Source organism: Polaromonas sp. (assembly GCF_010365105.1).
In the GTDB taxonomy this organism is placed as follows: domain Bacteria; phylum Pseudomonadota; class Gammaproteobacteria; order Burkholderiales; family Burkholderiaceae_C; genus Polaromonas.
Genome location: NZ_JAAFGZ010000009.1, coordinates 1 through 14,555 on the forward strand (window position 1 = coordinate 1; position 14,555 = coordinate 14,555).

Sequence of the window (14,555 nt, forward strand, 5' to 3'; positions counted from 1 at the left end):
CCTCCGTCCACCACGCCACCAACATCGGCCGGTTGTTCCGCCCCGACAACCCGCTGCTGCCCAACTACAAATGGGTGCCCATCGGCTACCACGGCCGGGCTTCGAGCATTGGCGTGTCCGGGCAAAGCTTTCACCGCCCGGTAGGCCAGACGCTGCCACCTGGCGCCACACAGCCGGTGTTCGGCGCGAGCCAGCGGCTGGACATCGAACTCGAACTCGGCATTTTTGTCGGCACCGGCAATGCGCTGGGCGAGCCGGTTCCCATCACGCAGGCCGAAGACCATGTGTTCGGCCTGTGCCTGCTCAACGACTGGTCGGCCCGTGACCTGCAGGCCTGGGAATACCAGCCGCTCGGGCCTTTCCTGTCGAAAAACTTCGCCACCACGATTTCCCCGTGGATCGTGACGCTGGAAGCGCTGGCGCCTTATCGCCTTCCCTTTGTGCGCCCCGAAGCAGACCCGCAGCCCCTGCCCTACCTGGATTCCGACAGCAACCGCCAGCAAGGCGCGCTCGACATCCAGTTGCAGGTCGGCCTGCTGACGCCCCGAATGCGCGAAGCCGGCCAGGCTGACGCCACCCTCTGCCGCACCAGCTACCGCCATGCTTACTGGACGGTGGCGCAGCTGGTGACGCACCACACGGTCAACGGCTGCAACCTGCAGCCCGGCGACCTGTTTGGCAGCGGCACGCTGTCAGGCCCGACGCTGGACCAGGCCGGCGCGCTGATCGAGCTGACCACTGGCGGCAAGCACCCGCTTGCGCTGCCCAATGGCGAAAGCCGAACCTACCTTGAAGACGGCGACGCGGTGGTGATTCGCGGCTGGTGCGAAAAGTCCGGCGCCGCACGCATAGGCTTTGGCGAATGCCGTGGAACCGTGCTGCCTGCGCGCAGCTGATCTGTACCAGAAGGCGGCTGGCATCGTTTGACCGGCGGTCCCTGTAAAGCACTCCCTCCCTGGCCAGGCTTGCCAACACGCCTTTTTACAGATCAAATAAGGCTCTACCGCACATCCAGAAAGCACTTATAGCTCTCTTTTTGATAGTGAAAAAACTGCGCCACGCAGAATTTCGCCCTTGACGCCCATGACGCCCATCTCCCGCAGACGCCTGACCTGCACCGCCTGCCTGCGCCCGCAAAGCGCCTGCATCTGCCGCTGGGTCACGCCCGTGGCGCATCAGGTTGAGGTGCTGATCCTGCAGCATCCGCTGGAGGTCGAAAACCCGAAGGGCAGTGCGCGCCTGCTGCACCTGAGCCTGCCGGGCAGCCGGCTGGTGACGGGCGAAGTGTTCGATGACCTGCCGGACCTGCTGGCCGATTCGCCAGACCACCGGGGCGCCTCAGGCAGCGAAAAGCTCAACCTCCTGCTGTATCCGGAAACGCCGCAAAACCAGCCGCCAGGCAGCAAGCCCGGGCAGCTTGCGCCGGACGACCTGGAAGACCCCACACGGCTGCGGCTGGTCGTGCTGGACGGCACCTGGCGCAAAAGCCTCAAGATGCTTTACGCCAACCCGCTGCTGCAACAACTGCCGCGCCTGGCGCTGCAGGATGTGGGGGCGTCGCACTACCTGATCCGCAAGGCGCATCGGCCCGACCAGCTTTCCACGCTGGAGGCGACCTGCGCCGCGCTGGCCCAGTTGCAAGGCGGGGCCGGACCGCTCCAGCCATTGCTCGCCGCCTTCGATGGCTTTGTCGCCCAGCAGATGGGCTACCGAAACCTGCGCGGCAATGGCAGCGCCCAAACGCCGGATTATTGAAGAAATCAGGCTTTTGCGCTTTACTGCAAAGCGTTGTCAGCTCTTTTTTCAATAGCAAAAATGCATTAGCCTGTGGCGCCCTGAATCTGGCAGCCAAAGCGCAAAACTAGACCTTGCGAATGGCACCTGCACTGGTGCCTGTGGAATACCGCATGCCGGGTTTCGCGAGGCCCGTGTGATGCCGTTTCCAAATCAATCCGGAATCAGGCGCGAAGCCGCCCTCAGTGCTGAAGCATGGCAAGGCGAAGCAAGGACATATCGGGTTGATTTGGGACTGGAATGAGCTTTTTTTTTCCAGAACCAACGCGGATCCGGAAGGACCACGGCGGCAAGCATCACACGCATTGCCGTCACGGTTTCAGTAGGAAGGTAAAAATTTACCCCTCAAAAAGGTTGCTTTTGGGTTTGTCAATAGTCCATTTATGAGAGCTTATTAGTCCGTTCATGAGATTGACGACTTTTACTGTTTTCGCAAACACTTAACCCAATCAACAAATCTTCACGAATTGACAAAAAACGCAATGCACCCACCCGCAATTACAGGCAAGGCATTGAACGAACTGAACACGGCAACGACATGTTTGGCAGTAAACAGACCGCTCTGCACCCTTTCGGGTGCCGTCAACAAATACAAAAACAAATGAAACCAAACATTGTTTTCCTGGTGATGTCTGCGGTCGGCAAGCCAGAAACGGTTGATCAGCTGGCGCATTCACTGGCGCCGCATACGGTGCTGGTGCACCATGATTTTTCCCAGACCCCGGACTTTGCGCTGACCGCACCGAACGCCCGGTTTGTCACCAACCCCAAGCGCACCGGCTGGGCGTTCTTCGGATTTGTCGACGGGATTTTCCATTCGATGAAGTACGCGCTGGACAACCTGGAGTTTGATTACCTGCAGCTGCTCAGCCCGAGTTGCCTGCCCATCAAACCCATCGAAGCCTTCGAGGCGCACATCTCCGGCCGCGAAGAAGCCCATTTCGACTGCATTGACCTGTTTGCCGACCAGGATGCGCTGATGTCGGTCGGCTTCAGGGCGCTGACACCTGAAAAATCGTTCCGACACCGGGTCGTGCGGCGCCTGGGCGATGCCTATTTTGGCGCATCGAGCGGCAGGCGCGATGAGGCCGGCATCTGGCTGCACAGCGGCGGGCGCAAAACCCTCATGGCCCTGTTGGCGCTCGGCGTGTTCAAGGCGCTCAGCCGGCCGTCGATAGGTCAGCATATTTTCAACGAAAGTTTTCGTCCCTACTACGGCTCGGTCTGGTTCGGCGCCAGTCGCCACGTCGTGGCCGCCATGCTGGAAAAATTCATGCAACCCGGCGTGCGCGACTATTTCAGCCGGCTGTGCATTGCCGACGAGTTCCTGATTCCGACGCTGCTGATGCATGTCGCGCCCGCCAAGGGCCCGATGAACCATTTCATCCAGCGATTCGACCACGCACACCCGGGAAGGATCGAGGACAAGGACATGGCGCAGCTCAAGGCCGTTCCCGCCTTTTTTGCCCGCAAGTTTCCCGATGATCCGGCGGCGCCGATACGAATCCGGGTGCTGGCCGAACTGGCAGGCAGCGGACTGCCTGCAGAGCACCCTGAAACAGCCGGCGAAAAACCGCAGAACAACAACGCGCCGGCGGCGCCTGGCGCAACGGCGTCAATGGCCACCGACCAGCCGGCAGACGGCAATTTTCTGGCCGGTCTTTTTGGCCAGGGCAAGGTTGCGCAGGAGGGACAGCGGCCCCATGCGCCTGGAACAACATCAATCACAGGAAATTCAACATGCAGGCAATGATTCTGGCCGGTGGACTGGGAACGCGCATCAGCGAGGAAAGCGCCGTTCGCCCCAAGCCAATGGTCGAGATTGGCGGCAGGCCCATCATCTGGCACATCATGAAGATGTACATGGCGCACGGCGTGAACGACTTCGTGATCTGTTGCGGCTACAAGGGCCACCTGATCAAGCAGTTTTTCCGTGACTACGCCATGGACGGGGCCGACATCACCTTTGACATGCGCGACAGCACCACGACCATGCTGCGCACCTCGACCGAGCCGTGGAAGGTCACGCTGGTCGATACCGGGCTGGACACCATGACCGGCGGGCGCATCCGGCGCGCCGCGCGTTACCTGGAGGACGGGCCGTTTTGCTGCACCTACGGCGACGGCGTGAGCGACGTGGACATCGGCAAGCTGATCGCCTTTCACCGTGAGCAGGACGTACTGGCCACCGTCACGGCAGTGCAGCCTCCGGGTCGCTTCGGCGCTTTCAACCTGCATGCCGACGACGCGCTGGTGCCGAGTTTCAAGGAAAAGCCGGGCGGCGACGGTGCCTGGATCAACGGCGGCTTTTTTGTGCTCGACCGCACGGTGGTCGAACTGATCGAAGGCGACGACACCATCTGGGAGCGCGGCCCCATGGAACACCTGGCAGCCAACAACCAGATGGCCGCCTTTCGCCACGAAGGCTTCTGGCAGCCGATGGACACGCTGCGCGACAAGCAGACGCTTGAGTCCCTCTGGGATGCAGGCAAGGCGCCCTGGAAAACCTGGTGAGTGCTGGCGCCTGATTTTTTTCACATTCGTTTTTTCAAGGTAACCCCATGATTTTTACAAAAACGGCGCTGTCTGGAGCGACCATCGTCGACATGGAGCGGCGCGAGGATGCACGCGGCTATTTCGGCCGAACCTACTGCGAACGCGAGTTCGAGGCCAACGGCCTGCCGACCCGCATGGTGCAAACCAACATGTCGCTGACACGCCGGGCGGGCACCCTGCGCGGCATGCATTACCAGATGGCGCCGCATGCCGAGGACAAGCTGGTGCGCTGCGTGCAGGGCGCGATCTGGGACGCGATTGTCGATATCCGCCCCGAGTCGCCCACCTACTGCCAGTGGATCGGCGTGGAGCTGAGCGAAGCCAATGGCCGCATGCTGCTGGTGCCCAAGGGCTTTGCCCACGGTTTTGTCACGCTGTCGGACGATGCAGCCGTCACCTACCAGGTGTCGGCCTTCTACACGCCGCAGGCCGAACGCGGCGCCCGCCATGACGACCCGGCGTTCGGTATCGCCTGGCCGGTGCCGGTGCTTGACATGTCGGACAAGGACCGTACCTGGCCCGGCTTCGTGGCCGAAGGAGTCGCAGCATGATCATCGTTGACACTGCCCTGCAGCAGCGGGCACGCGAAGGACGGCCCATCCGCGTCGGACTGGTCGGCGCCGGCTTCATGGCGCGCGGCGTGGCGCTGCAGATTGCCCTGTCGGTGCCCGGCATGCGCGTGGCCGCGATTGCCAACCGGACGCTCGAAGGCGCCAGGCGCGCCTACCGCGAGGCCGATGTTTCAGGCGTTCGCGTCGTCGAGACCGTCACGCAACTGGAGCGCGCCATCGAGTCCGGCGTGCCGGCCATCACCGAAGACGCGATGCTGCTGTGCCGCGCCGCCGGCATCGACGCGATCATCGAAGTCACCGGCACCATCGAGCATGCCGCGCGGGTAACGCTCGAAGCCATTGCCCACCGCAAGCATGTGGTGCTGATGAATGCCGAGATAGACGGCACCATCGGCCCCATCCTGAAAACCTATGCCGACCGCGCCGGCGTGGTGCTGACCACCGCCGACGGCGACCAGCCCGGCGTGATGATGAACCTGTACCGCTTCGTCAAGGGCATCGGCGTCAAGCCGGTGATGTGCGGCAACATCAAGGGGCTGCACGACCCCTACCGCAACCCGACCACGCAGGAAGGCTTTGCCCGGCAATGGGGCCAGAACCCGGCCATGGTGACCTCGTTTGCCGACGGCACCAAGATCTCGTTCGAGAACGCCATCGTCGCCAACGGCACCGGCATGCGCGTCGGCCAGCGCGGCATGTACGGCCCCACCGTATCCGCCGGCACGCCCATCCAGGAGGTCGCAGAGCGCTACCCGCTCGAAGCCATGCTTGAAGGCCCGGGCATCGTGGACTATGTCGTGGGCGCCATGCCCGGCCCCGGCGTGTTTGTGCTGGGCACGCACGACCATCCGCAGCAAAAGCATTACCTGTCGCTCTATAAGCTGGGCAACGGACCGCTTTACTGCTTCTACACGCCCTACCACCTGTGCCATTTCGAGGTGCCCAACACCGTGGCGCGGGCCGTGCTGTTCCAGGACGCTGCGCTGTCCCCGCTGGGCGCGCCCTGCGTTGAAGTGCTGGCCACGGCCAAGATCGACCTGAAGGCGGGCGAGTCCATCGACGGCCTGGGCGGCTACATGACCTACGGCCTGGCTGAAAACGCCGACACCGCCCGGTCGCAAAACCTGCTGCCCATCGGTCTGGCTGAAGGCTGCACCCTGAAGCGCGATGTGCGCAAGGACGCACTGCTCACCTTTGACGACGTCGAGCTGCCGCAGAACCGGCTGTGCGACCAGCTCTGGCGTGAACAGATGGCGCGCTTTTTCCCCGAACATTCACCAACCCCCTCAGGAGAAAACAAATGAAACTGCTCGTCACGGGTGTCGAAGGCTACATCGGCTGCCTGCTCGCCCCCTTCCTTCAGGCACGCGGCCATGAAATCGTCGGCCTCGACACCGGCTACTACCGCGACGGCTGGCTGTTCAGCGACAGCAAGCTGGTACCGGGATTTCCGCGCACCATCAACCGCGACATTCGCAACATCCAGGCCGAAGACCTGCAGGGCATCGACGCGGTGGTTCACCTGGCCGAACTGTCGAACGATCCGCTGGGCGAGAACGTTCCGGAACTCACCTTCCAGATCAATCACCAGGCCTCGGTGCGGCTGGCCGAACTCGCCAAGGCGGCGGGCGCCAAACGCTTTGTCTATACCTCGTCATGCAGCGTCTATGGCGTGGCCAACGGCGACGAGCCGATGACCGAGCTGTCGCCGACCAATCCGCAGACCGCCTATGCCAAATGCAAGACGCTGGTCGAGCGCGACGTGATGGCGCTGGCATCAAGCGACTTTTCGCCGACCTTCCTGCGCAACGCGACCGCGTATGGCGCCTCGCCGCGCATGCGCTTTGACATCGTGCTGAACAACCTGTGCGGCATTGCCGCAACCACCGGCAAGATCGCCATGACCAGCGACGGCACGCCGTGGCGGCCGCTGGTGCATGTGCTGGACATCTGCCAGGCCGTGGCCAGCGCCCTCGAAGCGCCGCAGGATGCGATCCACAACGAGATCTTCAACGTCGGCCATGACGAGGACAACTACCAGGTGCGCGAGATCGCCCAGATCGTGGCCAACGTCTATCCGGGCTGCGAGCTGAGCTTTGGCGACTCCAGCGGCGACAACCGCAGCTACCGCGTCAGCTTTGCCAAGATCCATGAAAAGCTGCACGGCTTTCATTGCGCCTGGGACGCACGCAAGGGCGCACAGCAACTGCATGATGTGTACGAGCGTATCGGCATGGACGCCGGCACCTTCAATGCACGCCCCTTCACCCGGCTCAAGCAGCTCAAGTACCTGAGCGCAACCGGACAAATTGACGACCGCTTCTTCTGGAAGTATTGAAGTATTGAAGTATTGAAAAATTAAAGCTTGCCGCTTTTGCGGCCAGCACCCGGTATTCGCTTCACCAGCTTGTTCAATCACCGGAACAGCTTGCTGGCGTTGAACAGGAATGAAGTTTTAAAACCGTTTGTCGGGCCCTGTCTGTTTTCAAAATATTTCAAAAAAAACACGTGAAACAGTGCTTTCTGGCTATATACCCAAGTTACATCCAATCGTTTTGAGGCGTACAGTTGAATCATGCAAATCCGCTGCGATAAACCCTCCACCACGGCAGCCCTGTGCCGTGGCCGCGAGTTGCCGCGCGGCTATTTTTGCTCGGTGACTCCGCCTTAGGCAGTTAACCCTGGCGTCACGCACCTTGCGTTCACCAACGGGCGCCTTGTCAGTGCGTGTCCAACCACATTTCACCGCTACTTTTTATCCGAATTTCCTCGGCAGGCCTGTTCACGTCCATTTTTTCCCGAAGGACGGGCTTACTCCAATTTCATCACTCGCTGCGCGGTCAGCCAGCACCGTTTCCCAAGGAGAGAGCAGTGCTTTTCAACTCTGCCATTTTTATAGGCGGCTTCCTGCCCGTCGTGCTGCTGGGATTTTTTCTGTTGGCAGGCACCGGTCAGCAGCGCCTGGCGGGTGTCTGGCTGACGATTTCATCGCTGGTCTTTTATGGCTGGTGGAATCCGGGCTATGTGCCGCTGCTGCTGGGCAGCATGGCCTTCAATTACCTGCTGGGCGGCTACCTGCTCAAACATCCCTCCCGGTTTGCGCTGGTGCTGGGAATCAGCGCCAACCTTTTGCTGCTGGGTTATTACAAATACACGGGTTTTCTGGTGCAGACGCTTGACCAGGCGTTTGGCCTGGGCTGGTCGATCAACGGGATTGTCCTGCCGCTGGCCATTTCGTTTTTCACCTTCCAGCAGATCGCCTACCTGGTCGATGCCCACGATGGCGCGGTGGTGGAGCACGATTTCCTGAACTACAGCCTGTTCATCACCTTTTTTCCGCACCTGATCGCAGGGCCGATCACGCATCACCGCGAAATGCTCGAACAGTTCCGTGAACCGGCCAATTTCCGGCCCCGGCTGGACAACATCGCCGTGGGGGTCACGCTGTTTTTGCTGGGCCTGTTCAAGAAGGTCATCCTGGCCGATCCGCTGGGCGAGGCGGCAACACCGCTGTTTGCCGCTGCCGCCGCCGGCATCGACCTTTCAATGCATGACGCCTGGAACGCCGCACTGAGCTACACCTTGCAGATCTATTTCGATTTTTCCGGCTACACCGACATGGCCATCGGCCTGGGCCTGTTGTTCGGCATCAGCCTGCCGGCCAACTTTGACAGCCCCTACAAGGCGCGCAACGTGATCGAGTTCTGGTCGCGCTGGCACATGACGCTGACGCGCTTCCTGACCGCCTATATCTACAACCCCATCGTGCTGCACGTCACCCGCGCCCGGATGGCCGCCGGCAAGCCGCAGCCGCGCCGGGGCAAGATGACGGGCGGCACCTTTTTTGCGCTGGTCGCCTACCCGACCGTGCTGACCATGTTCATCTCGGGCGTCTGGCATGGCGCCGGCTGGCAGTTCCTGGTGTTCGGGCTGCTGCACGGTTTTTACCTGGTGGTGGCCCATGGCTGGCGGGCCTTCAAGGCGGCGCGCGGCTGGAAGCTCGACAGCGATGTGGCCTGGCATCGCGCCAGCGCCGTGCTGCTGACTTTTCTGTGCGTGGTGGTGGCGATGGTGTTTTTCCGGGCGGACAGCGTGCCCGCCGCGCTGCAAATCCTGGGCGGCATGGTCGGCCTGGGCCAGCCTGTCATCGTGGTGGACCCTTTTGCGCAAACACCTGCCAGCCTGACGCTGCTGCAGATCATCGGCCAGATTGCCCGGCACGATTACACGCGCATCGGACTGATGATGCTGTTTGTCTGGACCTTGCCCAACACGCAGCAATGGATGCGCCACTACCGCACCGCCCTGAACTGGCGTCCGCGTGAGTACTGGCTGGAGCGCTGGCTGCCCAGATCTGTACCCTTCATCACCTGGCGCCCTTCCCCTGCCATTGGCATCGCCATTGGCGTGTTCAGCTTTTTTGCGCTGGCCCGCGTCCTGTCCGTCGCGCCTACCGAATTTCTTTATTTTCAGTTCTGACCTCATCACCGGAGCACTGTGCAGTGGACTCACTTTTCTGGCTACCCAAACACACCGACCTCGGCGCGGCCATCAGCGATGCGCGCCGAGAACCTGATCCGGCAACGCGCCTGGCCCTGGCCGCCCGGCTGGCCGGCTTCCAGCGCGACTTCACCCTGACAGGCCGCCTGGACCGCCTGGCCGTCGAAGGACTGGCCGGCCTGGCTGCCGGCCAGGCGCAGCCTGGCCCCGGCTTCACGCCGCTGCGCGTGGCCATCCTGGCGTCGCATACCGTGGACCATCTCCTGCCGGCCATCCGTGTGGCCGGACTGCAGCGCCGGCTGGCGCTTTCGACCTGGCTTGCGCCCTACGGCATGTACCGGCAGGCGCTGCTGGGCGACAACGCCGAACTGGCCGCCTTTGCACCGCAAGTGGTCATGCTGGCGCTGGACGCCCGCGACGCACCGCTGCAGTTGCCGCTGCACGCCTCCGAGTCCGAGGTGGCTGAAGCCGTCGAAGCCCGCGTTGACGAATTGCGCCTGTTGTGGCGCCAGGCGCGCGAGCGCCATGCCGCCCAGGTCGTGCAGCAGACCCTGGTGCCAGCCGACCCGCCAGTCTTTGGTTCTTTTGAAGGGCTGGTGCCGGCCGCGCCGCAGGCGGTGATCGAGCGGCTCAACACCGGCATCCGCGCCGCAGCGCGGCGGGACGGCGTGCTGCTGCTCGACCTGGCCTGGCAAGCGGCGCAGGGCGGCCACGGTCAGGGCATCGCCGACCCGGTGCGCTGGCACCAGGCCAAGCAACTGGTCAGCCCGACCTTCGCGCCCCTCTATGGCGACCTGCTGGCGCGCATTGCGGCTGGCGTGGCGGGCCTGTCGCGCAAATGCCTGGTGCTCGACCTGGACAACACGCTGTGGGGCGGCGTGATCGGTGACGATGGCCTGGACGGCATCCGCCTGGGCCAGGGCAACCCGACCGGCGAGGCATATCTGGCCTTTCAGCGCTACGCGGGTCTGCTGGCACAGCGCGGCATCATCCTGGCGGTGTGCAGCAAGAACGACGCGGCCGTGGCCGAGGCGGGGTTTGCCCATCCGGAAATGGCGCTCCGTCGCGCCGACATTGCAGCCTTTGTCGCCAACTGGGACGACAAGGCCGGCAACCTGCGCCGTATCGCCGCCATGCTCGACATCGGGCTGGACAGCCTGGTGTTTGTCGATGACAACCCGGCCGAGCGTGACATCGTCAGGCGCGAGCTGCCCGAAGTCGCCGTGCCGGAGTTGCCCGAGGACGTGTCCGGCTACCCCGCCTGCCTTGCTGCGGCCGGCTATTTCGAGGCGGTGTCCTTCACCACGGATGACGCCACGCGCGGGCGCAGCTATGCGCTGAACGCCGAGAGAAAAGCGGCGCTGGGCGATTCGACCGACATCGCCGGCTATCTGCGCGGCCTGGACATGACGCTGGCCGCCGCCCCGGTCGGCAAGGCCGAGTTGCCGCGCGTGACGCAGCTGATCAACAAGACCAACCAGTTCAACCTGACCACGCGCCGCTACACCGAAGCCGAAGTGGCGCTGCTCGCCGACGACCCGGACGCGGTGGCGCTGGCGCTGCGCCTTTCCGACAAGTTCGGCGACAACGGCCTGATCAGCGTGCTGCTGGCGCGGCCCGATGCCGGCTTGCCACCCGACGAGCTGCTGATCGACACCTGGCTCATGAGCTGCCGCGTGCTCGGCCGGCAGGTCGAGGAAGCGGTGCTCGGCGTGCTGGCAGCAGCGGCGGTGCGGCGCGGCAAAAAGGCGCTGGTCGGGCAATACCGCGCCACGCCGCGCAACGGCATGGTCGCAGGGCATTACCAGCGGCTCGGCTTCATGGCGCGGCCGGCACCGCAAGGCGCCGAGCCCGGCTCGACCTTCTGGCAGTACGCGCTGACATCGAACCCTCCACTCACACATTTCATCAAGGTGACCGAAACATGACTGAAACAGAAATCCTGAACGCGCTGAACCCCGTCTTCCGGGACGTGTTTGACGACGACAACATCATCGTGACCGCCAACACCACGGCCGAGGACATCGAAGGCTGGGACAGCCAGGCGCACGTCAACCTGATCGTCGCGGCCGAGGTGCGCTTTGGCGTGCGTTTTCGCACCGCCGAGCTGGAGTCGCTGCACGATGTGGGGCAGTTTGTCCAGCTGATCCGCACCAAGCTGGCGGGACGGTGACCGCCATGGCCGAGATCGTGAAAAATCCCGCCAGCAACATTCCCCGCGAGGCCACAGGGACAGACGCCAGCAAGGCCGCCGCGCCGGCGGTCCCTTCGGGGCTTTACCTGGCTTGCGTACTGGCCGGCATGTTCGGCGCACTGGCGGCGTTCTACGGCGCCCTGCTCCTGCTCCAGTCCACTGACAACCTGCCACCGCCAGCCTTTTCAAACTCGCTGTGTGTTGACGAAAAGCTCATGTTCATGCGCGAGCTGCCAGCGGGGTCGCCGAATCTGCTGGTCGTCGGCTCCTCGGTGGCCTGGCGGCATTTTGACGGAGCAACCGTGGCCCGCCAGTCAAAAGGCAGCATCAGGCCGATCAACGGCGGCTTTTGCGGCCTGCATGCCAACCAGTCGGTGTTCACCGCCAACTGGCTGCTCGACCGCCTGCCTAGCGTCCAGCAGGTGGTGATGATCGCGTCGCCGCAGGACTTTGGCGAATGCAGCGTCAAGCGCCAGGCGGTTTTCGACCGGCAGGATGTGGACGATTACGTTTATGGCGGTGCATCGCAATGGCCGTATTACCTGCGGTATTTTTCGCCGATTTCGCTCATGGGCAATGCGCGCCGGGTCAAGGGCCAGCGTGCCAACCAGGTCGAGCTGGACCCGCTGGTGTTCACCGCCTACGGTGATGGTCCGCTCAACACCGCCCAAAGCGTCGAAGGTCTGACGAATTATGGAAAGCCGGAGCCGCTGGACCCTGTCTGTTTTCAGGCCCTGGAATCCCTGGCCCAGCGCCTGCAAAAACAAGGTCAGGCGTTTACCGTTGTCACCACCCCGCTCAACCCGATCTGGAAGGCCCGCGAAGATCCCAGCGGTGCGTTCATCAACAATTTTCACCTCCGGCTGGCCAAGTCGCTGGAGGGAACGAACGCCCGCTACTGGGACGCTGACTCGGAATGGAAAACCGCGAACGCGTCGTTCACGGACGGCATCCATATGCGCTGGTCGGCAGTGCAGGAATTTTCCGTGGCCTTGGCAAACCAGCTTGAACCCATCGCTGGCCCTGCGGTAAAGCCATAACTACCCAGCACAATGGTCAGCGCTCAGGCCATTTCGGCCCCAATCCACCCGCGCAGGCTGTTGATGAAGGCCCAGCCCTGCACGCGCGGCAAGTCGTCCAGCCACACCTCCGATTCAACCAGCCGGCCCGCTTGCAGCGCCAGCGCCCGGCCCACGCCGGGCAGCAGCCCGCAAGCCAGCGGCGGCGTCACCCAGCGGCCGTCGAGCAGCATGGCCACATTGCCGCGCGTGCATTCGGTGACCTGGCCCTGTTCATTCCACAGCACCGTGTCGAACACATCCGCCTCAAGGGGGGTGAAGGCGTCGTAATGCGCCCGGCGGGTGGTCTTGAAGCGCACGAACTCGCCGTGGGCCGCTTCCAGGGGCTTTGTTGCCAGTCGCAGCCGCACCAGGGCAGGCGATGCCTCCATCGCAAAGGCTTCGGCGCGTGGCCGGCCCTGCGCATCGAGGAGCAGGCGAACACGCCACAGGCCTTGCGGATGCGCCCGCGCCAGCGCATGCAGGCAACGCTGCACGCCCGCCCTGTCGAACGCATGGCCGAAATGCGCAGCGGCACCGGCAAGGCGCTGCAGATGGGCGTCGGCATGTCGCAGCTGGCCGTCCTCCAGCGCCAGGGTTTCCAGCAGCTCGAACGGCCGGCTGGCCCGCTCCAGGAATTTGCGCTTGTCACGCCACTCCTGCCATTCGGCATCGGGCCCGGCGCCGGACGTGATGCCGCTGCCAATGCCGCAGCGCAGCGCGCCATGTCGCACGGTCACGGTGCGAATTGGCACATTGAAGGTGGCGCGGATGCCCTGCCCCGGCGCGCCCGGCCGCACGATGCCGATGGCGCCGCAGTACACGCCGCGCGGCCCGGCTTCCAGCGCGCGGATCATCTGCATGGCCCGCACCTTGGGCGCACCGGTGACCGAGCCGCAGGGAAACAGCGCGCCAAACACGTCGGCCAGCGACGCGCCGGCGCGGGTGCGGGCGCGCACATCGGATGTCATCTGCCAGACGCTGGGCAGCGCCTGGGTATGGAACAGCGTAGGCACGCGCACGCTGAAAGACTCGGCGATGCGCGAAAGGTCGTTGCGCAGCAGGTCCACGATCATGACGTTCTCGGCGCGCTCCTTGGGCGATGCGCGCAGGCCGGCGGCCTGGGCGGCGTCGGCCTCGGGCGTGGCGCTGCGTGCGGCCGTGCCCTTCATGGGCCGCGCCAGAATCTGGCCGTCCCACCAGTCGAAAAACAGCTCGGGCGACACCGACAGCAGCTGCCCGTCAGCCCCGCCGGTGTCGATGAAGGCTGCATAGCCGCCCGGCTGGGCGCGCTGCAGGGCAGCGAACAGGGCCTGGGATGCGCCGGGCAGCGGCACGCCCTGCCAGGCGCCTTCAAGCGGCGCGGTGAGGTTGACCTGGTACAGCTCGCCAGCGGCAATGGCGCCCTGGATGCGGTCCATGGCTGCGCCGAACACGGGACGCGGGCAGCTTTCAGTCCATTCGACGCAGGCGGCTGCGTCGCTGTCGTCTTCAGGCCAGGGCAAGGCGATGTCATGCACGGCAAACCAGGCCAGCGGGCCGTCGGCGGCCTGCACGGCCAGCGCGGCGTCGAATGCCGGAGCGGCTTCATAACGCAGGTAGCCGACGCACCAGGCGCCCTGCGCCGCTGCTGCCTGCACGGCGTCGAGCACGGCGCGCACTTCATGCGGCGCATGCGCCACCAGCACGGCGCGCGGCAGGCCAAAGGCATGGCGCAGGCGCGGCGCGGTGCTGTCGTCGGGGTCGGAAAAGTCGATGCGGGCAGTAATTTGGGTCAAATCAGCCTTCTGCGCTTGCCTGGCGGGCATAAGCAGCTATCAAAAAAGAAGCGGTTCAGGCGCAGGCAGCGCTGGCCCTCACCCCAACCCTCTCCCATAGGGA

At 63.8% G+C, this 14,555-nt stretch carries 12 protein-coding genes; 11 read left to right on the forward strand and 1 reads right to left on the reverse strand.

Going from position 1 to position 14,555, the window contains the following annotated elements; all coding sequences use genetic code 11:
- From fahA to GZ092_RS07745, 11 genes are all read left to right on the forward strand, one after another.
- The coding region (gene fahA / locus GZ092_RS07695) for a fumarylacetoacetase (protein WP_293635812.1) at positions 1-896 on the forward strand (896 nt) is incomplete at its 5' end.
- 187 nt (positions 897-1,083) lie between these two features.
- Complete coding sequence (locus tag GZ092_RS07700) at positions 1,084-1,755, forward strand: tRNA-uridine aminocarboxypropyltransferase (protein ID WP_293635813.1); 672 nt, start codon at positions 1,084-1,086, stop codon at positions 1,753-1,755.
- A gap of 640 nt (positions 1,756-2,395) precedes the next feature.
- Positions 2,396-3,547 (forward strand): hypothetical protein, encoded by a 1,152-nt coding sequence (locus GZ092_RS07705; RefSeq protein ID WP_293635814.1) that lies wholly within the window; start codon positions 2,396-2,398, stop codon positions 3,545-3,547.
- The gene (rfbF, locus tag GZ092_RS07710) at positions 3,535-4,308 is read left to right on the forward strand and encodes a glucose-1-phosphate cytidylyltransferase (RefSeq protein ID WP_293635815.1); all 774 of its coding nucleotides are present in this window, start codon (positions 3,535-3,537) and stop codon (positions 4,306-4,308) included. Before GZ092_RS07705 ends, rfbF begins: the two co-directional genes overlap by 13 nt.
- Positions 4,309-4,355: 47 nt before the next feature.
- Positions 4,356-4,901 carry a dTDP-4-dehydrorhamnose 3,5-epimerase gene (gene rfbC / locus GZ092_RS07715; protein ID WP_293635816.1) on the forward strand — a complete coding sequence of 182 codons (546 nt, stop codon included), beginning with the start codon at positions 4,356-4,358 and terminating at the stop codon, positions 4,899-4,901.
- Entirely contained in the window at positions 4,898-6,226 is a 1,329-nt protein-coding gene (locus GZ092_RS07720; RefSeq protein WP_293635817.1) for an NAD(P)-dependent oxidoreductase, read from the forward strand. The genes rfbC and GZ092_RS07720 overlap by 4 nt, the downstream gene beginning before the upstream one ends.
- On the forward strand, positions 6,223-7,260 hold the full coding sequence (locus tag GZ092_RS07725; RefSeq protein WP_293635818.1) for an SDR family oxidoreductase: 1,038 nt from the start codon (positions 6,223-6,225) through the stop codon (positions 7,258-7,260). Before GZ092_RS07720 ends, GZ092_RS07725 begins: the two co-directional genes overlap by 4 nt.
- Positions 7,261-7,793: 533 nt before the next feature.
- Positions 7,794-9,401 (forward strand): MBOAT family O-acyltransferase, encoded by a 1,608-nt coding sequence (locus tag GZ092_RS07730; protein WP_293635819.1) that lies wholly within the window; start codon positions 7,794-7,796, stop codon positions 9,399-9,401.
- A 23-nt stretch (positions 9,402-9,424) separates the two neighbouring features.
- On the forward strand, positions 9,425-11,350 hold the full coding sequence (locus tag GZ092_RS07735) for an HAD-IIIC family phosphatase (protein WP_293635820.1): 1,926 nt from the start codon (positions 9,425-9,427) through the stop codon (positions 11,348-11,350).
- Positions 11,347-11,595 carry an acyl carrier protein gene (locus GZ092_RS07740; protein WP_293635821.1) on the forward strand — a complete coding sequence of 83 codons (249 nt, stop codon included), beginning with the start codon at positions 11,347-11,349 and terminating at the stop codon, positions 11,593-11,595. The genes GZ092_RS07735 and GZ092_RS07740 overlap by 4 nt, the downstream gene beginning before the upstream one ends.
- A gap of 5 nt (positions 11,596-11,600) precedes the next feature.
- On the forward strand, positions 11,601-12,656 hold the full coding sequence (locus GZ092_RS07745) for a hypothetical protein (protein ID WP_293635822.1): 1,056 nt from the start codon (positions 11,601-11,603) through the stop codon (positions 12,654-12,656).
- Positions 12,657-12,679: 23 nt separating this feature from the next.
- On the opposite strand, the gene GZ092_RS07750 is transcribed toward GZ092_RS07745, so the two are convergent.
- Positions 12,680-14,482: a chorismate-binding protein gene (locus GZ092_RS07750; RefSeq protein WP_293635823.1), complete on the reverse strand. Its 1,803-nt coding sequence runs from the start codon at positions 14,480-14,482 to the stop codon at positions 12,680-12,682.
- Positions 14,483-14,555: the final 73 nt, after the last annotated feature.